This is a genomic window from Duganella sp. Root336D2 (assembly GCF_001425005.1).
Taxonomy (GTDB): domain Bacteria; phylum Pseudomonadota; class Gammaproteobacteria; order Burkholderiales; family Burkholderiaceae_D; genus Rugamonas.
Map to the genome: position 1 here is coordinate 92,550 of NZ_LMDB01000035.1, position 20,563 is coordinate 113,112.

The 20,563-nt window shown below is 61.0% G+C and carries 22 protein-coding genes and 1 tRNA gene; 10 read left to right on the top strand and 13 right to left on the bottom strand.

Annotation, left to right across the window (positions count from 1 at the left end; all coding sequences use genetic code 11):
- Positions 1-88 precede the first annotated feature (88 nt).
- Together ASD07_RS20850 and ASD07_RS20855 are read left to right on the top strand one after the other, a co-directional pair.
- On the top strand, positions 89-1,207 hold the full coding sequence (locus tag ASD07_RS20850; RefSeq protein WP_162246591.1) for a sensor histidine kinase: 1,119 nt from the start codon (positions 89-91) through the stop codon (positions 1,205-1,207).
- Complete coding sequence (locus ASD07_RS20855; protein WP_055934664.1) at positions 1,204-1,959, top strand: LytTR family DNA-binding domain-containing protein; 756 nt, start codon at positions 1,204-1,206, stop codon at positions 1,957-1,959. The genes ASD07_RS20850 and ASD07_RS20855 overlap by 4 nt, the downstream gene beginning before the upstream one ends.
- Here ASD07_RS20855 and zwf read toward each other — a convergent pair.
- The gene (zwf, locus tag ASD07_RS20860; protein ID WP_055934666.1) at positions 1,943-3,406 is read right to left on the bottom strand and encodes a glucose-6-phosphate dehydrogenase; all 1,464 of its coding nucleotides are present in this window, start codon (positions 3,404-3,406) and stop codon (positions 1,943-1,945) included. The genes ASD07_RS20855 and zwf overlap by 17 nt on opposite strands.
- Before the next feature lie 113 nt (positions 3,407-3,519).
- The gene (locus tag ASD07_RS20865) at positions 3,520-4,014 is read right to left on the bottom strand and encodes an SgcJ/EcaC family oxidoreductase (protein WP_055934668.1); all 495 of its coding nucleotides are present in this window, start codon (positions 4,012-4,014) and stop codon (positions 3,520-3,522) included.
- Between the two features lie 132 nt (positions 4,015-4,146).
- Between ASD07_RS20865 and ASD07_RS31045 the strand changes: the two genes are divergently transcribed.
- From ASD07_RS31045 to ASD07_RS20885, 4 genes are read left to right on the top strand one after another with little or no spacing between them, the layout of a single operon-like run.
- Complete coding sequence (locus tag ASD07_RS31045; protein ID WP_055934670.1) at positions 4,147-4,929, top strand: response regulator transcription factor; 783 nt, start codon at positions 4,147-4,149, stop codon at positions 4,927-4,929.
- A complete protein-coding gene (locus ASD07_RS20875; protein ID WP_229207236.1) occupies positions 4,926-6,797 on the top strand; it encodes an ATP-binding protein in 1,872 nt (623 codons plus the stop codon). Before ASD07_RS31045 ends, ASD07_RS20875 begins: the two co-directional genes overlap by 4 nt.
- Positions 6,794-7,264, top strand: a complete 471-nt coding sequence (locus tag ASD07_RS20880) for a response regulator (RefSeq protein ID WP_055934674.1) — start codon at positions 6,794-6,796, stop codon at positions 7,262-7,264. The genes ASD07_RS20875 and ASD07_RS20880 overlap by 4 nt, the downstream gene beginning before the upstream one ends.
- 22 nt (positions 7,265-7,286) lie before the next feature.
- Positions 7,287-7,898 (top strand): hypothetical protein, encoded by a 612-nt coding sequence (locus ASD07_RS20885; RefSeq protein ID WP_156398119.1) that lies wholly within the window; start codon positions 7,287-7,289, stop codon positions 7,896-7,898.
- 891 nt (positions 7,899-8,789) lie between these two features.
- Here ASD07_RS20885 and ASD07_RS20900 read toward each other — a convergent pair.
- Genes ASD07_RS20900 through ASD07_RS20910 form a run of 3 tightly spaced genes read right to left on the bottom strand, consistent with a single transcriptional unit; the run spans position 8,790 to position 11,883 of the window.
- Positions 8,790-9,680 (bottom strand): sterol desaturase family protein, encoded by an 891-nt coding sequence (locus ASD07_RS20900; RefSeq protein WP_162246592.1) that lies wholly within the window; start codon positions 9,678-9,680, stop codon positions 8,790-8,792.
- A 10-nt stretch (positions 9,681-9,690) separates the two neighbouring features.
- Complete coding sequence (gene arsN2, locus ASD07_RS20905) at positions 9,691-11,550, bottom strand: arsenic resistance N-acetyltransferase ArsN2 (protein ID WP_082507481.1); 1,860 nt, start codon at positions 11,548-11,550, stop codon at positions 9,691-9,693.
- 57 nt (positions 11,551-11,607) lie between these two features.
- Positions 11,608-11,883, bottom strand: coding sequence for a helix-turn-helix transcriptional regulator (locus ASD07_RS20910; RefSeq protein ID WP_229207237.1), 276 nt, complete (start codon positions 11,881-11,883; stop codon positions 11,608-11,610).
- A 174-nt stretch (positions 11,884-12,057) separates the two neighbouring features.
- Here ASD07_RS20910 and ASD07_RS20915 point away from each other — a divergent pair, with 174 nt between their 5' ends.
- Genes ASD07_RS20915 through arsH form a run of 4 tightly spaced genes read left to right on the top strand, consistent with a single transcriptional unit; the run spans position 12,058 to position 14,293 of the window.
- On the top strand, positions 12,058-12,381 hold the full coding sequence (locus tag ASD07_RS20915; protein WP_055934688.1) for a helix-turn-helix transcriptional regulator: 324 nt from the start codon (positions 12,058-12,060) through the stop codon (positions 12,379-12,381).
- Positions 12,378-12,854 carry an arsenate reductase ArsC gene (locus ASD07_RS20920; protein WP_055934690.1) on the top strand — a complete coding sequence of 159 codons (477 nt, stop codon included), beginning with the start codon at positions 12,378-12,380 and terminating at the stop codon, positions 12,852-12,854. Before ASD07_RS20915 ends, ASD07_RS20920 begins: the two co-directional genes overlap by 4 nt.
- Positions 12,854-13,576 carry an MIP/aquaporin family protein gene (locus ASD07_RS20925; protein WP_055934692.1) on the top strand — a complete coding sequence of 241 codons (723 nt, stop codon included), beginning with the start codon at positions 12,854-12,856 and terminating at the stop codon, positions 13,574-13,576. Before ASD07_RS20920 ends, ASD07_RS20925 begins: the two co-directional genes overlap by 1 nt.
- Positions 13,577-13,579: 3 nt before the next feature.
- Positions 13,580-14,293, top strand: a complete 714-nt coding sequence (gene arsH / locus ASD07_RS20930) for an arsenical resistance protein ArsH (RefSeq protein ID WP_055934694.1) — start codon at positions 13,580-13,582, stop codon at positions 14,291-14,293.
- A 203-nt stretch (positions 14,294-14,496) separates the two neighbouring features.
- Here the strand turns inward: arsH and ASD07_RS20935 are convergent.
- From ASD07_RS20935 to lolA, 8 genes are all read right to left on the bottom strand, one after another.
- Positions 14,497-14,586: transfer RNA gene (locus ASD07_RS20935), tRNA-Ser, on the bottom strand.
- A gap of 82 nt (positions 14,587-14,668) precedes the next feature.
- On the bottom strand, positions 14,669-15,958 hold the full coding sequence (serS, locus tag ASD07_RS20940; protein WP_055934696.1) for a serine--tRNA ligase: 1,290 nt from the start codon (positions 15,956-15,958) through the stop codon (positions 14,669-14,671).
- Between the two features lie 97 nt (positions 15,959-16,055).
- Complete coding sequence (locus tag ASD07_RS20945; RefSeq protein WP_055934701.1) at positions 16,056-16,253, bottom strand: hypothetical protein; 198 nt, start codon at positions 16,251-16,253, stop codon at positions 16,056-16,058.
- 123 nt (positions 16,254-16,376) lie between these two features.
- Entirely contained in the window at positions 16,377-17,108 is a 732-nt protein-coding gene (locus tag ASD07_RS20950; RefSeq protein ID WP_055934703.1) for an alpha/beta fold hydrolase, read from the bottom strand.
- A gap of 144 nt (positions 17,109-17,252) precedes the next feature.
- Complete coding sequence (locus ASD07_RS20955; protein ID WP_055934705.1) at positions 17,253-17,831, bottom strand: TetR/AcrR family transcriptional regulator; 579 nt, start codon at positions 17,829-17,831, stop codon at positions 17,253-17,255.
- A gap of 40 nt (positions 17,832-17,871) precedes the next feature.
- Complete coding sequence (locus ASD07_RS20960) at positions 17,872-19,179, bottom strand: replication-associated recombination protein A (protein ID WP_055934707.1); 1,308 nt, start codon at positions 19,177-19,179, stop codon at positions 17,872-17,874.
- The gene (locus tag ASD07_RS20965; RefSeq protein WP_055934710.1) at positions 19,169-19,942 is read right to left on the bottom strand and encodes a hypothetical protein; all 774 of its coding nucleotides are present in this window, start codon (positions 19,940-19,942) and stop codon (positions 19,169-19,171) included. The genes ASD07_RS20960 and ASD07_RS20965 overlap by 11 nt, the downstream gene beginning before the upstream one ends.
- Before the next feature lie 2 nt (positions 19,943-19,944).
- Entirely contained in the window at positions 19,945-20,562 is a 618-nt protein-coding gene (gene lolA, locus ASD07_RS20970) for an outer membrane lipoprotein chaperone LolA (protein ID WP_055934713.1), read from the bottom strand.
- Position 20,563 lies beyond the last annotated feature (1 nt).

Genomic DNA, 20,563 nt, shown 5'->3' on the forward strand with positions numbered 1-20,563 from the left:
TGAAAGAACGATGCGCATTGTTCGCGAGAGTTTCGATAAAGCGATGCGGATTGTGACGAACACCCGGCCCACCGGGACGAATGCCCAAATGCGGCTGATATACTGCCGCGCCATGGACCGACTACTTTCAATGCCGCCTTGGCTGCGCGCTTTGCTGGCCAACTTCGCGCTGTGGACGCTGGTATGCGCGCTGGCCGGCATCACCACCTACAGCGACCGCATCGACAGCGGCGACACGCGCAGCTATTGGCTGATGACAGCCGGCTGGTGGTTCGGCTACTCGGTGATGATGGTGCAAAGTTATTTGCTGTACATGTTCTACCGCCTCCGTCCCGCATGGCTCGCCAGCATGCGGCGCGTCGGCATGGGCTACCTCACCTTCCTTGCAGTTTGCTGGCCGACCGCAATGCTTGGACTGGCCTTGCGCCGTTGCCTCAAATTCGACCTCCCTCCGACCCTTGGCAATGCGTGGAACTATGTGCTCACCATGGATAAACTCGAGTGGTTCGTCGAATACGTGCTGCTGACGATGGCCTTCGGCGTTGTCGTGGCGATCCTCCTTTGGCGCCAGCGGCGCCAGCAAGACCGGCAACTGGCCCAGGCCCTGCTATCGCTTGAGCGCCAGCGGCTCGCCGCGCTGCGCGGCCAACTCGAACCGCACTTCATTTTCAACACGCTGAGCGCGATCGGCGCCATGGTACGCATGGACGACAAGGCGCTCGCGCTGGACGGCTTGTCCCGCCTCGGCGACTTGCTGGAATACGCCTTGCTCAGCAGCGAATGCGATTGGGTGGAAGCCGCCAAGGAACTTGAATTCGTCAGCAATTACCTGGACCTGCAGCGCCTGCGCTTTGGCGAACGACTGCAGGTACGCATCGAGGGCGCGCATTTGCTCGATGACGGCGTCGACTGCCCGCCGATGCTGCTGCAGCCACTGGTCGAGAATGCCTTGCGCCACGATCTTGAATGCCATGAAGGCGCCAGCGATATCGAAGTGGCTTTCGTTCGGCATGGGGAGCACCTCAAAGTGCTGGTCTCGAACCCGGCCAGCCTGCAGCCCGCACCTTCCGCGGGCCTGGGAATCGGCTTGCGCGGCATTCGGGCACGCCTTCAACTGGCCTACGGTGACGCGGCCTCCCTGGCCACCAGGCATGTCGGCAACCGCTTCGTGGCGGAGCTGTCACTTCCCTGGAGCTGTCGCCAATGAAAGCACTCATCGTAGATGATGAGGCCCACGCCCGCACCAACCTCCGGCTTGCCCTGTTCACTTTGGGATGGGAAGTTGCTGGGGAATGCGCCGGTGCGGCGGCCGCACGATCCTTCCTTGGATCAGGCAGTGCGGACATTGTGCTGCTCGACGTGCAAATGCCCGTGGAGTCGGGACTGGATTTCGCACTTGAACTAAGCCGCCTTGAATCGCCGCCGTTAATCGTATTTGTAACTGCCCACCGGGGTCACGCACTGGAAGCATTCGACGTCCACGCCCTCGACTACATCGTCAAACCGGTTGACGAACGCCGGCTGCAGCAAGCGCTCGAGCGCGCCGGCAGGCTGGTCGACCAGCGCGCCGCATATACGCGAGCCCTGCGCGGCTTTGTCGATCCATTGCCCGGCTACTGGACCGAGCTGGCCGTGCGCTCAGTTGGCAGGATAGACCGCGTCAACCTGTCGGACGTGCTATGGATTGAGTCTGCCGGAAACTATGTCGAACTGCACCTGTCGCAGCGCACCTTCCTGCATCGCAGTACCCTGTCGGAGCTGGAACGCTACCTGGACCCGGCGCAATTCCTTCGCATCCACCGCCGCATCCTCGTACGTAGCTGCCAGATGCTGGCCATGCGCCAGCTCCAGGAAGGAAGCCACGAACTGACGCTGGCCGGCGGTGCGCAACTGCCGGTCAGCGAGCGTTATGCCGCGTCGGTGAAGACGCGCCTGGCGCGCCCTACTCCACCCAGCTGAAGCCATCGCGCGCCAGCAGTGCGAACGACTCGGAAGGGCCCCAGGTCCCGGCCGCGTAAGGATTCGGCTTCTCGGCCAGTGCGCTCCAGCCATTGATGATCGGGTCAGCCCATTCCCAGGCCGCTTCCAGTTCGTCGCGGCGCATGAAGTGGGTCAGGCGGCCACGCACCACGTCGATCAGCAGGCGCTCATAGGCCTCGGCCCTGCGCTGGGAGAATGCCGACTGCAGGTCCAGGTTCAGCGCTACCTGCTGCATTTGCATGCCGCTGCCGGGCTGCTTGGCCATGAGCTGGAGCTTGATCGCCTCTTCCGGTTGCAGTTCGATCACCAGCCGGTTGGCCACGCCGCCCGGCGTTTCCGGGAACAACGGGAACGGTGGATTCGCGAACTCAATCACGATCTTGGACGACCGGCGCGCCATGCGCTTGCCGGTACGCAGGTAGAACGGCACTTTGGACCAGCGCCAGGTATCGACATAAGCGCGCATTGCCACGAAGGTCTCGGTACTGCTGCCTTCCGGTACATTGCGCTCCTCCAGGTAGCCAGGCACTTCCTGGTTGCCGCTCACGCCGCGCACGTATTGGCCGCGCACTGTGTCGCGCGCAATGGAGGCAAGGCTGAATCGGCGCAGCGAGCGCAGGACCTTGAGCTTCTCGTCGCGCACCGCATCCGGCGCCAACGAGGCCGGCGGTTCCATTGCGACGATGCACAGCAGCTGCAGCAAGTGGTTCTGCACCATGTCGCGCATGGCACCGGCGCTGTCGTAGAAACCGGCGCGGCTGCCCACGCCCACTTCTTCGGCCACCGTAATCTGCACGCTGGTGATGTTCGGCGCGCGCCACAGGGGCTCCAGGATCGAGTTACCAAAGCGCAGCACCATCAGGTTTTGCACGGTCTCCTTGCCCAGGTAGTGGTCGATACGGTAAATCTGCGATTCCTCGAAATGCCTGCCGACTGCTTCATTGATCTCCACCGCGGACGCCAGGTCGCGGCCGAGTGGTTTCTCGAGCACCACGCGCGCATTGCGGTCGACCAGCTTGGCTTCGGACAGTTTGTCGCAAATGGTGGTAAACAGCGACGGCGCGGTCGCCAGGTAGAACACGCGCTCCGCACCGGGGCGCGAGACTTTTGCCAGCGGCGCCATGCCGTCTTTTTCCACATCGATGCGCACGAACTCCAGCAGCTGCTGGAAACTGCGCCAGGCCTCATCCGTAAAGTTTTCGCCGCTGATAAAGGGGCGCGAATGCTCCTCGACGAAGGCCAGGTAAGCCGCGCGGTCATATTCCTGGCGGCCCGTGGAAATGATGCGTGTCCCAGGCGGCAGGTTGCCGTGCAGGTGCGCCATATACAGCGCCGGCAGCAGCTTGCGCATGGCGAGGTCACCGACCCCGCCGAAGATGATCATGTCGAGTGGCAGGCTGGAATCGAATTGGGGAGTAGAAGTCATATCGAGCTAAAGTTCAGTCACGGTAGCAAGTCGGAACGCTAATAATACCCAAACTCTCATTTTGCGGCAGAAACCGCAAAAATGGCCCGGTGACGCCACTACCCCAGCGGCGCTCAGTTTTCCTTGGCGACTTCCGGCATGGCCGAGGAATGATGATTCATGATCTTCCACTCACCATTGATCTTTTCATAGACGTAGGTATAACGCGCCCTTACCTTGGCCGGCTTGCCGTCCTTGACGATGTCGAAGGTGTACGCGCCACTATCAAGGGCAGTGTTCTCGTCCAGCACACGGATCTGGCGATAGTTGATCGTGCCTTTCGGCTTCAAGGCCAGGAAGTGGTCGAAATAGTCGCCAATCTCCGCCGGGGTCGCGCGAATCCTGTTGGACACGGTTGGCTGCAGGATGCCATTGGCCGCGTACAGTTTGACGACTTCGCTGGTCTTGCCTGTCGCAAGCGCCGCGTTCCACTTGTCGAACAAGCCCGCAATTTCCTTTTCAGCCGCCGTAGCGGGAACTGCCGCCACACCCTGATACGACACAGCCGGTTCAGCGGCGTGCACGACCGGACCAGCGAGCAAGGCGGCAACAAACAGCATGGACTTCATATGGGTTTCCTTTTGATGATTGAAGAGAACCCAGTATGCAAGCCCCTGCGAAAACAAAAATCTGCCGGCCGGCGGTGACGGCCTATGCCGCCTGGCATATAATCGGCACGATAATCTTTTACAAACCTGCATGTGACGCCTCCATCAAATCCCCCCGCGGCCCTTGCCGACAATGCGCGCAACACGCGCCGCCAGTACCGCCTCGGCGAAAGCAGCGCGGCGCGATGGCGGCTTCTGACCGATGCGGCGGCGATCCTGGCCAGCGATGGTGCCCGTCCCAAAGCGCTGTCCAGCGTACTTGCCAAAGCGCTGGCATTCCTTTCCCTCGAAGACGGCGTGCTGCTGGAGACGCGGGACGACGGCCTGCATGTTTGCGCCGCCCAGGGTTCCGTATCGCCTGTTGGCGCACGCATCATGCCCAGGTACGCGCTGGCCGCCGCCACGCAGCACAACCAGCAGGCGCCCGTCATTGGGCATGGCGTAAGCAGTGCGCTGCGTATCAGCCGCGACCCGCAGGTTGGAATGGAGGTATTGGTGCCACTGCACTTTGATGGCAAGAACTGCGGCGTTCTCGGGCTACTCAGCGCGCCGCCCGCACCGCCACCGAATCCGGAAGACATAGCGACCCTGCAGGCCGCGGCCACGCTCCTTGCCGCGGCCATGGCAGCTTCCAGGCATACTGCGGCGCGGCCAGTACGGCCAGGCCTGGCGGAGATCAGTGAAGTGCTGACCCCGCGCGAGTTGCAGGTCTTCGCGCTGCTGCCGAGCGGCATGACCAATGCGGCAATGGGCGAACAATTGGGGATCGCGACCGGCACTGTCAAAGTCCACGTCGAACGCATCCTGCATAAACTGGCGCTGGGGGACCGGACCCAGGCCGCCGTGCGCGCGGCCGACTACGGATTTGGCGCATGACGATGCCTGACCGCAGGCAGCACCCGCGCCACTGGCCGTTGGCTTGGAAAGGTAGCGTCGTCATCGCCGCCTCCACCGTCCTCCTGCTGGTGTCGGCGATCACCAGCTACCGGCTGGAGCGCAACACTGCCGTCGCGACGACGGACATGATGCGCACCATGCAGGCGCAAAGCGAGATCCAGCACCTGCATATGCTGGTCGCCGAAGCGGCAACCGGCGTGCGCGGCTATTTGCTGACCGGGCGCGATGATTTCCTGACGCCATATCGCGCAGCGAACAAACAACTACCCGCAACCGTGGCCAATTTGCAGGCCACCGCGACCGACCCTGAGCAACGCGAACGCCTGCAGCGCGTACTGCCGCTGCTGCAGGCCAAGCTGGCCAGCCTCGACCAGTTGCGCGGGCAGCGTAATGCCAGCGAAGCCGAACTGCAGGAGCACCTGCTGCGCAGCAAGCAGATCCTCGACCAGCTGCGTGCCGAGATGTCCGCCATGAACCGGCGCGAGGCCGCCCTGGTGGCACAACGCACGGAAGAATTGCAGCAGGCGACGAACCGCAATCTCTGGACCACAATGGCCATCATTCCGGTCGGCCTGGCCGGTGCGCTGGCGACGCTGATATTCATCATCGGCCTGGTACGGCGGGTTCGCCTGGCGGCAGAGAATGCGGAACGCCTGACGCTCGACCTGCCTTTGGCGCCGGCTCTCGACAACACCGACGAACTGGGCCAACTGGCCGAAAGGCTGCACCAGGCCAGCTTGCTGCTGGCGGGCCGCGCTTCCGCAGCGCAGGCGGCCAGCGTGGCCAAGACGGAGTTCCTGGCGCGCACCAGCCACGAATTGCGCACCCCGCTGCACGCCATCCTCGGCTATGCGCAGTTGCTGGCAGCCGATTGCCGTGAACCGCGCGAGCGCGAACATGCGGCGCAGATCAGCAGCGCCGGCCAGCATTTGCTATCGCTGATCAACGAGGTACTCGACATCGGCAGCATCGAGGCCGGCAAACTGGCCCTGGAAAACGCTCCGGTCGCGCTGGCGCCCCTGGTGGCAGAGGCGCTGGCCCTGGTACAGCCGATGGCAGGCAAGCGCTCGGTCCAGCTGCGAGTCGGTCTCGCAACCAACTGCACCGTGCTGGCGGACCGTCAGCGCCTGTTGCAGGTATTGCTTAACGTGCTCTCCAACGCAGTCAAATACGGTGCGTCCGGCGGCACCGTCGGGATTGGCTGGCATATCGAGGACAACACCGTCATCATCGATATCGATGATGACGGTGCCGGCATTCCGCCGTCCCGCCGGCATCGACTGTTCGCGCCATTCGACCGGCTCGGTGCTGAACGCAGCCGCACCGAGGGGGCGGGCCTGGGACTCGCAGTGTCGAAAGCCTTGATGCAGGTGATGCGGGGCGATATCAACCACTCCGCCCGTTCCGGCGGGGGCAGCCGCTTCACCCTCACGCTGCCGGCCATGCTGGACGATGCGGCTGCCATGGTGAGCGTTCCAGGCGCCGCCACGCCACCAGCTGTACCCGCGAACGCGGCCACGCATCATGCGCTGCTCATCGAAGATGATGCGTCGACCCGCATCCTGGTCAGCACGCTCCTGCAACGGCGTCCACACTGGCGCCTGGCCGTCGCCGCAGATGCGGCCGGCGGCGCCGCACTGGCACATGAAACGCAGCCAGACTTGCTGCTGCTCGGAGCCGGTCTGTCCGATTCCTTCGTCTCAGCGGGCGGAGATGCGGCGGGCATCGCCCCGATATTGCTCGGCGCGGCGACAGGAACGGCTGGCGCGGGCTGGCAGCACCTGGCCAAGCCGCTCAAAGTACCGGACTTTTACGCCATGTTGGACAAGATCGAGCAATCGCCATGATGGAAAACGAAGTACTCGCCTCACGCATCCTGATCATCGATGACCAGCCGGCCAACCTGCGCCTGTTGGAAGACCTGCTTGCCGGCGAGGGACTGACGCAAGTGGTATGCACAACGGATGCCAAGATGGCGCTTGGCCTGTATAACGCCTTTGACCCCGACCTGGTTATCCTGGATTTGATGATGCCCGAGATCGATGGCTATGCGGTGCTGGAACAACTCAAGCGCCGTGGGAATCCCTTTGATTTTCGCCCGGTGCTGGTCATTACCGCCGACGCCACAAGCGAAGCCAAGCTGCGCGCCCTGTCCCTTGGCGCAAAAGACTTCCTGAGCAAACCATTCGACACGCTGGAAGCGATGCTGCGGGTCTGGAACCTGCTGGAGACCCGCGTGCTGTACAAACGCCTGCAAGCTTTGGCGCCGCAGGAAAGCCTGGCACCGCAAGGCTACCGCAGTCGGCGCGACTAAGGAAGGCGGCATGAGCAGAATAATGAAATTGGCGAGCGCATGCTCACTGCTCATCATTTCGTTCCCCGCCTGGGCAGGCGGCGTGATTTGCGAAGCTCCGTACTTTCGCCCCGGGGATGGCGGTCCAGATAGCGAACTGTGCGCGATTCAGGCAGCCGCAAAGCGATTCCTGGACCAGCAAAACATCAAGAATAAGACGGACTGGAAGCCACTCGGCCCCGACATCCGCATGATGTTTGACCCTTGCCTTGTTCCGTTGGGCGCAACCTGGGCAATGCATGAAGCCAGGAAGAGCGTCATGGTCAGTTGTGACCGAACTGTAGCCTCCGCCTACGAGCGCAAGTGGACGGTCGCGGTGGCAGTCTCCGGCGAAAGCGTGCAGCTCAATTACCACATTCACAAGGCAGCCGGCGCGTTCGTTCTCCGTGAGCAAACGCGAAGCAAGTTGAGGTGGAAGGCCGGATACCCATCTGATGAAACAATGGTACCGAAATGCGTCGTCCCCTTCGCCGTCGAATGGCGCGGCGGCCCCATGAACAGTGTCGATGTCATCTGCCGCAAAGCGATTCAGACCACATGGGGCAAATGGAACTGGCGCGTCAGGGTACCTGTCGAACCGTCGCCAGCTCCGTAACACAGCCAGCGGATGCTTTTCAGCACAAGGCAGTGCTCGCCGGGCTAGGTCCGCGACCGCTTTCGACGATCCCCGTTGTTACGCTGAAATTCAGGGCCTGACATAACCCGCGATGCGACATCATCGGGGATGCCTCGATCCTTCATGTATTCAACGGCGGTTTCAATACTACCGTGGGTCGCGAGCATGATAGCCTTCTCCACCATGATCGCTTCACTAAACGAAGTTCGTCTGTCAATAGTGCCCATACGTCCCACCTCCATGTTCCGCAGCCTTCTGCTGCAATAGCCTAGTGATTTACAACCTACAGTTACTATCGATGCTTATTTGTAAATGTAGCGTAGAAATCTACTGTGGCGACGTTCGATAGAAGTGGTAACCCAGACGGGGGCTGGGCAAGACTGTAAGACGCCCATGCAGAAACCATTCAAAAAAAAATCGAAAAAGCCCCGATTTTCGTCGAGGCTTTTTCAGTGTTCTGGCGGATAGCAGTGGAATCATGTGCACAGAGAGGGCGGAAAATATGAATGCATGGGCAGCAAAAACAGTCGCCAGGAGCCAAAAAACCGGGGGGCAACCGCATCCGCCAGCGAAAACTGGCGCCGCTCCATCGTCTGGTTGGCGGGCGGCCGGGCCTTCCCATCGTCCAGTAATGCATTTAATGGCAGGCAGGCGCTTAGCAAGGTAATGGCGAAGATCAAGCAGGTATGACGCCAATCGATACGCCCACGCCCATGAAAATGCTCCATATATCGCTGCGGCAGAAAGCCCAAGGTCACTCTGTATAGCGGGTGCCATGACGCCGAATGCGTAGTAAAGAACGCCCCATGAAATCACCTGCGTCAGTCCCAAGGTAAGCACTGCGATAGCAGGTCTCTTCATCGCAATCCTTTAAGCGGCGCTCCGGCAGCATCCCGGCAGGAACATCGACCACACTTGCTCGATAAACGATGCGCGCGATGGATATTTGCTTCCTGCGTAAAGCCCGATCTTGCGTGGATGATTGTTAGCCGGGAGGTTCCGAAACGTGCCAAACACCTGGTCCCAGATCACGAGCGAATGGCCAAAGTTGCTATTGCCCTCTCCAGCGCAGCTGGAGTGATGCCAACGGTGAATCTCACTGGTACTAAATACGTAATTGAGCCACCCAGCGTGCAGCGGCAGGTTCGCGTGCTGCACCATGAGAACCGGCAGTGTCACCGAAAAGTACCCAAGGATCACCGCTTCCAGTGTTCCCAGCACCAGTAACGGCACAATGCCCATCATGTAATTCAGCGCGTAATTGAGCGGATGGAAGCGGAAGTTATTGAGCGTGTACATGCGCTCGCTCCCATGATGCAGGGCATGCAGCCACCACAACGCGGGACGCTCGTGGTGCAGGCGGTGCGACCAATAGCCGCCGAATTCCGCGATAAGCGCGGCCAGCAGCACTTGCAAGGCAAATGGCCAACTGGTTGGGAACAGGTCCAACGCCTTTGCTGTGCCGCTGCCAGCCAACGCTGCCGTCACCGCGAGAGGCCCCAGCCACTTCAGCAATGGATCCACTGCTGCAAATAATACGGCGGCACTCGCAAGATCGGTCGCCACATCGTCCCGCGAACGAGACCATTCGGCACGGTAAGGCCATCGGCGCTCAGCCGCTACGCCGACCAGCATGACCGCCACTGCGGGCAAGACGACAGCCAACTCCAGGTTGCCGCCACGTGTCAACGCAAACCAGAACGACGCAACGCTGAGCACCAGGGAAAGCGGAAGGAATCCACGCATGAAAAGTGAACGCATGCTCTCCCCCTCAAGCACAGCAACCGGAAGACGCGGACCTGCGCGGTTTGCAGGCGTTAGACGTGGCGCAGCCGCTAGCGCCTTTCGCCTTCTCCTCGACATCAAGGGCGCAGCAAGCTTCACTGCCAGCGTGCGCCGGGCCACCGCAGCAGCCAGTGGCGTCGCCTGGGGTATCGGCGCATTGGGTATTGCATACGCCGGTTTCGGGCAGTTCCAGCTGGACGGCGTCAGCCGCCGCAAAATCGCCGGCCAGCGCAGCCACAACAGAACGGACCTGCTCGTAACCGGTCGCCATCAGGAAGTTCGGCGCACGACCGTAACTCTTTGCACCGACCGCGTAATAACCTGGTTCCGGATGCGCCAGCTCGCGGTGGCCGTGCGGGCGGACGGTACCGCAACTATGCTCGTTCGGGTCGATCAGAGGCGCCAGCGCATCGGTGCTTTCTAGCCAAGGGTCGTGACGCACCCGCAGCTCGCGCGTCAAATCGAGGCTCGGGCGAGCTCCGGTCGCGGCAATGATGCGAGCGATTCCCTCAATGCGTCGTGCTCCACCATCAGCCCCGGTGGCATCCACCACGAAGGTACCGTCCCGCTCCTGCAATGCACTGATCCGGAAATCAGTATGAAGTTCGAGGCGGCCGGACTCCTTCAAGGTTTTGAGCCGCGCCCCCAGTTGGCCGCGCGCCGGCAGGCCATCCGCATCGCCGCCGCCAAAAACCTTGGCCAACCGGTTGCCGCGCATCGCCCAAACAATCTCCGTACCAGGCACCTCCTCGGCAAGCTGGGCCAGCGCCAGCAGACTGCCTGCAGCCGAATGTCCAGCGCCGACCACCAGCACACGGCGCCCCGCGTAGAGCGGCCGAGCTTCGCCGAGGACATCCGGCATGCCGTAATCGATGTGCGATGCCGCAGCATCTTCTCCGAGTGCGGGCAGCCCGTCGGCACCGAGTGGATTAGGCTGCGACCACGTACCGGTAGCGTCGATCACGGCAAGCACCTTATGGTCCTGCTCACCGGATGCACTTCGCGTCCTGACAACAAAGGGTGCCGTTTCGCGGCCGCGCGTCTTGACCTTGTCGAACCCGGCGCGGGTGACCTGAATGACACGGTGCGCATAGTGGACGTTTTGCACCAGTTCGGGCAGCGAGGCGAGAGGCTGCAGGTATGCATCAACCACTTCACCCGCAGTTGGGAGATGGTCATCGGCAGGCGCGGTCCAGCCGTGCGCTTCGAGCATCCGGCGTGCAGCCTTATCGATGTTGTACTGCCAGGGCGAAAACAGACGCACGTGGCGGTAGCTATTCAGGTTGGCGCCCGCCGATTCGCCGCGTTCGAACACCAGCGGCGTAAAACCACGCGCAAGCAGGTGCGCCGCCGCAGCCAGGCCTACCGGCCCTGCGCCGAGGACAGCCACCGGGAGTTGGCTATTGCCGATGCGCGCGACCATCACCGTGGCCGATGCCGGGCACGCACCCTGGAATTCGCGCGACGCTTTGAGTACGTCGGGCGCGTTGCTACGCCCAACTTGCTGAAATCCTCTTTTACTGAAAAATGCCGCCGCCGTTGTAGTCAACAGGTAAAGTGCCTCAACACCTTCAGCGCGCGCCTTTGACCGGATCGCATCGAGCAACCGGTCACCGCCTCCCTGCCCGCGCAACGCACGGGCGACGGCAACTGAACGCAGCAAGGCAACGCTGCCATAAAGCTCAAAGCCTGCGACGCACCTGATTTCGCTCCTGCTGGCGCCGACGACGAAGGAGTTCAAGTGTTCGCGGGCGCCTGCCAAAGGCAGTCCACATTCTTCCAGTAGTGTCTCGATGGCGGGCCAGTCCGCCTCAGTTGCACTACGAATTTCCAGGTTCAAGCTCATTCTTACCCTCCTTTGTTATTCGGCGAATTACGAATGAAGTCTTTCAAAAAAATGCCCTCAGAGGGCATTGATCAGCTGTTTAAGCTGCCCAATCCGTTCGGGATTGACGCAATAGCACACTCGTTGTGCGTCGGATGAGCCAAGAATCAGTCCCGCCTCCTTGAGAATGGTGACGTGCTGCGAGATGGTAGAGGGCGAAAGCGGCAGCACATCCGCGAGGTTACCGAAGTAGCACGCCCCGTACGACGCCAGGTAGCACAACAACTGGACGCGGGCGGGATGGGCCAGTGCTTTGCAAAGCTTGGCCACCTCGTCGGCATCTACTTTCGGCAATGCTCTATCCGAATTCTCTTCACAACAACTAATCATATCCATCTCATTCGTTCATCGACGAACAAAGAATAATTCGCATGTCATCAAGCTGTCAAGATAATTCGATATTCTTTGAAATGTCGTACAAAGATGCCATAATCGGCAAACCGAACAAAAGTCATAAGTCACACATTCATGAAAACCAAAACCGTCATCGCCGCCCTTGCCGCCTTGGCACAGGAATCCAGGCTCAACGCATTTCGACTGTTGGTCCAGACCGGACCGCAAGGCCTTGCCGCCAGCAAGATTGGCGAGCAGTTGGACATAGCGCCATCCTCGCTGTCCTTCCACCTGAAGGAGTTGAGCAACGCCGGGCTGATTGAAGCTCGCCAGGACGGCCGCTTCATCATCTACAGCGCCAACTTCGACACCATGAACGACGTGCTCTCCTTCCTGACTGAAAACTGCTGCGGCGGCGAAAGCTGCTCCCCATCATCCAAAAAATCCTGCAACCCATGAACGTCCTGATCCTCTGCACTGGTAATTCCTGCCGCTCCGTTCTCGGTGAAGCCACCTTTAACCACTTGGCGCCTGCTGGCTGGCACGCCATTAGTGCCGGCAGCAAGCCTGCTGGCTACGTTCACCCGCGCTCGCTCGCCTTGCTCAAGCGCGAAGGCATAGCCACTGAGGGCTACCACAGCAAATCCTGGGACAACCTGCCCGTGACGCCGGACATCGTCATCACGGTGTGCGGCAGCGCTGCAGGCGAGACCTGCCCTGCCTACCTCGGTCCAGTTTTGCGTGCCCACTGGGGCGTTGAAGACCCGGCCCACGCGACCGGTACGGATGAAGAAATTGATGCAGCATTCATGACCGCCTACCGCATCCTGCGCAAGCGCATCGAGACCTTCTTCTCGCTGCCGCTGGAGGAAATCAAGCATGACCGCGCACGCATGAAGGCGGAACTGGACCGCATTGGCGAGGTAGTGTGATGACGTTCTCCCGACGCATAGTCTCGGAGGCTCTTGGCACCGCCTTGCTGCTGGCCGTGGTCGTAGGTTCAGGCATCATGGCCGAACGCCTTGCCGGCGGCAATGTGGCCATTGCGCTGCTGGCCAACACGATCGCAACCGGCGCAGGCCTGGTCGCGCTGATCCTGATGTTCGGCACCGTCTCGGGCGCGCATTTCAATCCAGTGGTCACGCTGTCCGAAGCATGGCAGCGCAACGTACCAGCCCGCGAGGTCTTACCCTATCTTGTCGCGCAAGTCGCTGGCGCATTTGCCGGCGTCGCGGCTGCGCACGCCATGTTCAACGAACCCGCCTTCTTCGCCTCGGCGCATGTTCGCAGTGGTGTGGCCCAATGGTGGAGCGAGTTTGTGGCGACATTCGGCCTGATTGGCGTGATTATCGGTTGCTCGCGTAGCCGCCCATCAATCACGCCGTTCGCGGTAGCGGCCTACATCACTTCCGCTTACTGGTTCACTGCCTCGACCTCGTTCGCCAATCCGGCAGTTACTTTGGCACGCGCAGCGACGGACACCTTCGCCGGCATTCGCCCCATCGACGCGCCCGGATTCATCATCGCCCAATTGCTGGGCGCCGCGGCCGCAACTCTGCTTTTCACCTGGCTCTACCCTGCACCGCCCGCTGACGCCACTGTCGGCGGCACCGTCGCACCGAGCGCATTTGCCAACCAATCAGTAACGGACTAACGCATGACCATCAGTGACCTGCCAAACATCAAGCCCGACTTGCTGGATATTCCCAGCATCGAGAAGCTTGCCGCGGAAGGAGATCTTGCTCATCCGCCGCGCATCCTGATGCTGTATGGTTCCTTGCGCGAGCGGTCTTTCAGCCGCTTCCTGACTTATGAGGCTGCGCGGATCCTTGAGCACTTCGGCGCCGAGGTTAAGATCTTCGATCCGATGGAACTTCCGATGGTGGGCAGCGTATCTGAAGACCATCCAAAGGTTCGCGAGTTGCGCGAGCTGTGCCTGTGGTCGGAAGGCCAGGTGTGGTGCAGTCCCGAGCGTCATGGTGCGGTCACCGCGGTGATGAAGAACCAGATCGACTGGATACCGCTGGAGCAAGGCGCCATGCGCCCTAGCCAGGGGCGCACGCTGGCCGTGATGCAGGTTTGCGGTGGTTCGCAGTCGTTCAACGTCGTCAACACGTTGCGCTTACTGGGCCGCTGGATGCGCATGTTCACCATCCCAAATCAATCATCGGTTCCGATGGCATACAAGGAGTTCGATGATGCCGGGCGCATGCGCCCTTCTGCCTACTACGATCGCGTGGCGGACGTAATGGAGGAGTTGGTCAAGATTACGCTGTTGATGCGTGGTCGAACCGACTATCTGACCGACCGCTATAGCGAACGAAACGAGCGAGCTCAGGCGAAAATCAATCAACAGATTGCCCGCCTGTAACGCTCTTGATGTGAAGAGGTTCAGATGGGCCAACGCAGATTGACTTTACACGATCGTGCACTGCTGCAGTTGAGCGAAGAGACAGTTTATGTGGCGGAGGGACCGGGATTCGAACTCGGTGCCTTGAGGTAAGAGACTAGGGCAAGAATTCAATTCAGATAAAGCGAAAAAGCCCTCGATCTACGAGGGCTTTTTCCGTGTTCTGGCGGAGAGGGTGGGATTCGAACCCACGGTACGATTTAACGTACGCCTGATTTCGAGTCAGGTACATTCGACCACTCTGCCACCTCTCCAGGTACTGCTAGCAACGGTGGTCGCCGTTGAGAGCCAAGATTATAGCAGCCCTTTTTAAAAAAGGAAGGGCTATTTTCAACTTTATGCTACGAGCTTGGTCAGTCCGCCCATATAAGGCTGCAGCGCGGCTGGAATATCCACCGAACCGTCGGCCTGCTGGTAGTTTTCCAGTACGGCGACCAGGGTGCGCCCCACTGCCAGGCCGGAGCCGTTCAGGGTGTGCAGCAGTTCGGGCTTGCCCGCAGCATTGCGGAAGCGCGCCTGCATGCGGCGCGCCTGGAAAGCTTCGCAGTTCGACAGCGAGGAAATTTCGCGGTAGGTGTTCTGCGCCGGCAGCCACACTTCCAGGTCATAGGTCTTGGCAGCGCCAAAGCCCATGTCGCCGGTGCACAGCTGCATCACGCGATACGGCAGGCCGAGCGCCTGCAGGATGGTTTCGGCGTGGCCGACCATTTCTTCCAGCGCTTCGTACGACTTCTCTGGATGCACCACCTGGACCAGTTCAACCTTGTCGAACTGGTGCTGGCGAATCATGCCCTTGGTGTCGCGGCCTGCGGAACCGGCTTCGGAGCGGAAGCATGGGGTGTGGGCGGTGACCTTGATCGGCAGCGTTTCAACAGCCACGATCTCGTCGCGCACCATGTTGGTCAGCGAAACTTCCGAGGTCGGGATCAGGTAGAAGGTCTGGCCTTCGCCTTCCGCGCCGCCCTTCTTCACCGAGAACAGGTCTGCCTCGAACTTCGGCAGCTGGCCGGTGCCCATCAACGACTCGGCATTGACCATGTACGGGGTGTAGCACTCGGTGTAGCCGTGCTTGTCGGTGTGGGTGTCCAGCATGAACTGCGCCAGTGCGCGGTGCAGGCGTGCGATGCCGCCCTTCATGACGCTGAAGCGGGAGCCGGTCAGTTTGGTGGCGGTCTCGAAGTCCAGGCCCAGTGCGGCGCCCACGTCGGCGTGGTCTTTGACTTCGAAGTCGAAGCTGCGCGGGGTGCCGAATTTGCGGACTTCCACATTGCCCGTTTCGTCGGCGCCTGGCGGCACCGATTCGTGCGGCAGGTTCGGTACGGCCTGCAGGAAGGTGTTCATCTTCAACTGCACGTCGGCCAGCTTGATCTCATTGGCCTTCAGTTCGTCGCCCAGGCCGCCTACTTCGGCCATCACGGCGGTGGTATCTTCCCCTTTGCCCTTCATCATGCCGATCTGCTTGGACAGCGAATTACGCTTGCTTTGCAGTTCCTCGGTACGCATCTGGATGGCTTTACGTTCGCCTTCCAGGGCATTGAAGCCAGCTACGTCGAGCTGGAACTTGCGGGTCGCCAGTTTGGCGGCGACAGTATCAATGTCTTTACGGAGAAGTTGGATGTCAATCATGTTGTTATTGCTGCCGCTGCGAGGTTTAGTCGAAAGGAGCAATTGTACCAAGATGACAGCACAACAACCGAGTTTTACGCCCTCCGGCGTTGTGCTGTCAGATCAATGCCGCTTTTTCAGCTGCGGTCAGGCGCTTGGCTGCGACCACCACGGTTGGGATGCTGGTGTCGATTTGGGCCACGGCCGGGTCGGCGGCTACGTGCAGCACCGGGGTGGTGGCGGTTGCGAAGGTGGTGGCGGTGGCCAGGGCTGCGGCGATAACGAAGATCGCTTCCATGTGTTTCAGGGCTTTCATGATGTTCTCCTTCAGGTCAGTGTTGAACTACTTCCGTGCTTCCATGGTTACACTGTACCTAAAGCCTCCCTGCCCTGCCCTGCACTTGCGACGAAGCGCTGAATTTGCGGAATGAACTGCAAATCAGGCGCCCTGCAACCATCCCTTCACGGCGGCATTGAAGGCTTCCGGCTGCTCACGCATGACCCAGTGCCCGCTGCGGAAGGCGATTACCCGGCTGTCCGGCTTGGACTGCACGGCCGCTTCGAAACTGCGGGTGTGGAAGGAGAACGGCTTGCGCTTGCCGTAAATGTAGAGCATGGGCCAGCGCAGCTTGAACGGCAGCGTCCCCACGGCTGGCGTGCTGGTACGCAGCCAGGTGACCGCATGTGGCAGTTGCAGGCGCGCGCAGGCTTCGCGCGCCGCCCGGCTGTTACCGCTGGACGCTTTCAGGCGGCGATGGGCAAAAGCCAGGCGCAAGCGGGTTTTCCAGTCCAGCGAGGCGCGATAAGTCATCTGGCTGGAGCCACCGATACCGACGCTGATCACCCGGCTCACCAGCTCCGGGTAGCGCAGCGCGAACTGATAGCCAAACACGCAGCCCCAATCGCTCAACATCAGGATCACGGGACGGCCGCCATTCGCAGCCTGCACGGTATCGGCATAGAGCTTTGATACTTCGTCAATGGAATGGCTGCCTTTGGCACCCTGGTTGGGGAAGCTGAAGCGTACGCAGCGATAGGTTGGGGAAAAGGCAGCAACCTGCGCATCCCACAGGCTACGGTCGTAAGGCCAGCCATGAATCATCATCATGGCTTCCTCACCTTCACCATCGACATGGACGGTCACCCCATCGACTGTCAGACGCTCCGTCATCCCGCCCTCCGTTAGAATATTTACAACATCGTAACGTTAGGTAATAAGAATGTAAAGTCCCGTAGGGGTTTGCACTAGTTTGCCTACAAATAATAGGAAAATTCCTACAATTGCCGACTGATAGCGACTATCCCTCGCTGGGCTTCATTTGGAGATGAGGTACAGCCATTGGTGCAACTGCGAAACTTCGTGCTGGATAAATGCGCCATCATCGAAGGCATTGGCGAGCGTGGCAATGCCTTGGCTGCGCGCCAGCAAGTGCATTGCCAGGCCATCAGCATCCGCAGCGGCCTTGGTGCCGAGCTGCGCGAACTGCGACCGCAGCCAGTCGCGGAATAGCGTAAGCAAGGTATTGGCCTGCGGCAGCGCTGGGTGTTCGAGCTTGGCCAGTTCGGTGCACAGCGTGCCCACCGGGCACCCGTTGCGGCGGATCGCTGGCGCATTCATCGCCATCATGTCGATGAAATGGCCAATGCGCGCTGCCGGCAGGGCTGTTTCCGCGGCCCAGGCATCGAGCATCGCTTGCGTCTTCTGTCGGCGCAGTTCGATCACGGCCGCCAGGATCTCGTCCTTTGTCTTGAAGTGGTAGTAGAAATTGCCGCGCGAGAGTTCGACTGCCGCCGCGATGTCGGCGAAACTGGTGTGGCCATAGCCGTGCTCATAGAACAGCCGGTCGGCAGTTTCGACGATGCGTGCGCGGGTGATGCTTGCCTGTTTGCTCATGCCGCCAAGCGTAGGACAGGCATCCTACGATGTCAAGCAACTAAGCCTTGCGGGCTTCTTCGTCGAGTTTGCGCAGGAAGGCCAGCTTGTCGGCGATCTTCGATTCCAGGCCGCGCGGGACCGGCTGGTACCAGCCCGGTTCAGCCATGCCATCGGGCAGGTAGGTTTCGCCGGCGGCATAGGCATCCGGCTCGTCATGGGCGTAGCGGTATTCGTGGCCGTAGCCCAGCTCCTTCATCAGCTTGGTCGGCGCGTTGCGCAGGTGAACCGGCACTTCGCGCGACTTGTCGCGGCGGATGAACGCCATGGCGGCGTTGTAGGCGTTGTAGCCGGCATTGCTTTTGGCTGCGACCGCGAGGTAGATCACGGCCTGGGCCAGCGCCAGCTCCCCTTCCGGCGAACCGAGGCGCTCATAGGTTTCGGCGGCGTCGTTGACCATGGTCAGGGCGCGCGGGTCGGCCAGGCCGATGTCTTCCCACGCCATGCGCACGATGCGGCGCGCCAGGTAGCGCGGGTCGGCGCCGCCATCGATCATGCGGCAGAACCAGTACAGGGCGCCGTCGGGGTTGGAGCCGCGCACGGACTTGTGCAGGGCCGAGATCTGGTCGTAGAAGTTGTCGCCGCCCTTGTCGAAGCGGCGCGCGTTCAGCGTCAACGCGTTCTGCACGAATTCGCCGGTGACCTTGTCGGTGCGCGCGGTCGCGGCGGCGGTCTTGGTCTGTTCCAGCAGGTTCAGGAAACGGCGCGCATCGCCGTCGGCATAGCCGATCAGGGTGTCGATGGCCAGTTCGTCGAAGTCCAGGTCCGGCATGGCGCGCTCTTTGGCGCGGGCCAGCAGCTGGCGCATCTCCTCTTCCGTCAACGCCTTCAGCACATAGACCTGGGCGCGCGACAGCAGCGCGGAATTGACTTCGAACGATGGGTTTTCGGTGGTCGCGCCGATCAGGGTCACCAGGCCCGATTCAACGAAAGGCAGCAACGCGTCCTGCTGCGCCTTGTTGAAGCGGTGGATCTCGTCGATGAACAGGATGGTCTGCTTGCCGCTGGCGACAAACTGCTCCGCCTGTTCAATGGCGGCGCGGATATCCTTGACCCCGCCCAGCACGGCCGAAATGGCGATGAACTCGCAGGCAAATGCGCGCGCGGACAGGCGCGCCAGCGTGGTCTTGCCCACGCCCGGCGGCCCCCACAGGATCATCGAGTGCGGCTTGCCGGATTTGAACAGCAGGTTCAGCGGCTTGCCCTCGCCCAGCAAGTGGCTCTGGCCGATCACGTCCGCCACGCTGTGCGGGCGCATTGCTTCAGCCAGTGGCGGAGTCGGTTCCGGTGCGAACAGGTCAGCTGTCATTCTTTTCTACACCAACAGGATTGGTTACCGGCGCCTGCTGCGTTACCAGTCCGCCATACAGGGAACTGAACTCCTTTTTCGGCAGCTTGGCCAGCAAATCGACAATGGCGGCAAAGCCGCCGTGCTGCGCAGCCCACGCCTGCACTTCCAGATTCGCCTGGCAATACGTGGCGTTGAGCTTGCCGCCGCCCGGCCGTGTGTACTGGTGCCACTCGTGCGTGGCAGCCAGTTTGTTCAGGTCATCAATACCTTGCGATCCCGGCTTGCAGCCATGCCCTTCAGCCGCGCTCGCCAGTCCTTCGTTGAACCAGGCTGGCACCAGGCGCCCGCCGGTACGCGCATGGACCTCGACATGCGACAACTCGTGCGCCAGTACAGCCAGCAGCTTTTCATCACTGGTCGTGGGCCGGCCCGCCATGCTGTTGATCACTATGCCGGCCCGTTCGAAATAGTATTTCCCGTCATAGTAGTAGCCGGGCCTCACAACCGTGAAGGAGCGCCACTCCGCGCCCGCCAGGAAGCGCGCACATTCAACACTCTTGCAGAAGAAGAAATCCGGTATGCCGCCTTTTCGCTCTCCGTAGAAAGCGGCGATATTGTCCAGGGCGGCGGGAACCAGCGGCTTGAGCCGGTCTTGCTCGGCCGGGGTGAACGCCTTGTCAAAGACATAGCGTCCCTGGCGCACCAGATCGTCGCTTCCGAAATCGGACGCGCCGGCGGTGCCGGCGGCAAGCAGTGCGAGGCTGAAGGCGAGTCGTTTCATGCTTAATTGTTGATGACGTCCGCACCCTTGGGCATGACAAATTTAAAGGACGTTGCATTCAGCGCCGGATTTTTTTCAAACTTCTTGAACGACAGGATGGAAGTCTGGCCGAAGCTGTCTTTCAGCTCCATCGCCTCCGGCACGCCATTTTTCAGGCCGATCTGGATTTGCTCGAAGCTGGAATCCTTGGCTTTCGGCGTAGCTTTCAGCCATTCCAGGCCGTCGCGGGTACCCGCTTCGGACAGGGCGAAGTTCTTTTCCAGGTCATTGGAACCGAACAGGATGGCAGCCGGGGAAGAACCGAGCGCATCGCCCAGTTTGCGCACGGTGACCTGGTTCAGGTCCTTGTCGAAAATATAAAGCTGTTCGCCGTCGGCCTGCAGCAACTGGTCGTAAGGCTTGGTGTAAGACCAGATGAACTTACCCGGGCGGGCAAAGGTGAAGCTGCCGGACGACAGTTTGTCCTTGCTGCCCTGCGCCACGACCTTCTGCGTGAACTCGCCCTTGGCGGCCTTGGTGCTGGCCACGAAAGACTTGAACTGGTCCAGCGCCGCAGCGCTGGCGGTACCTGCAAACAGCAGGCCGGCGGCAACAGCCGCCATGAGTTTGGTGCTCTTCATA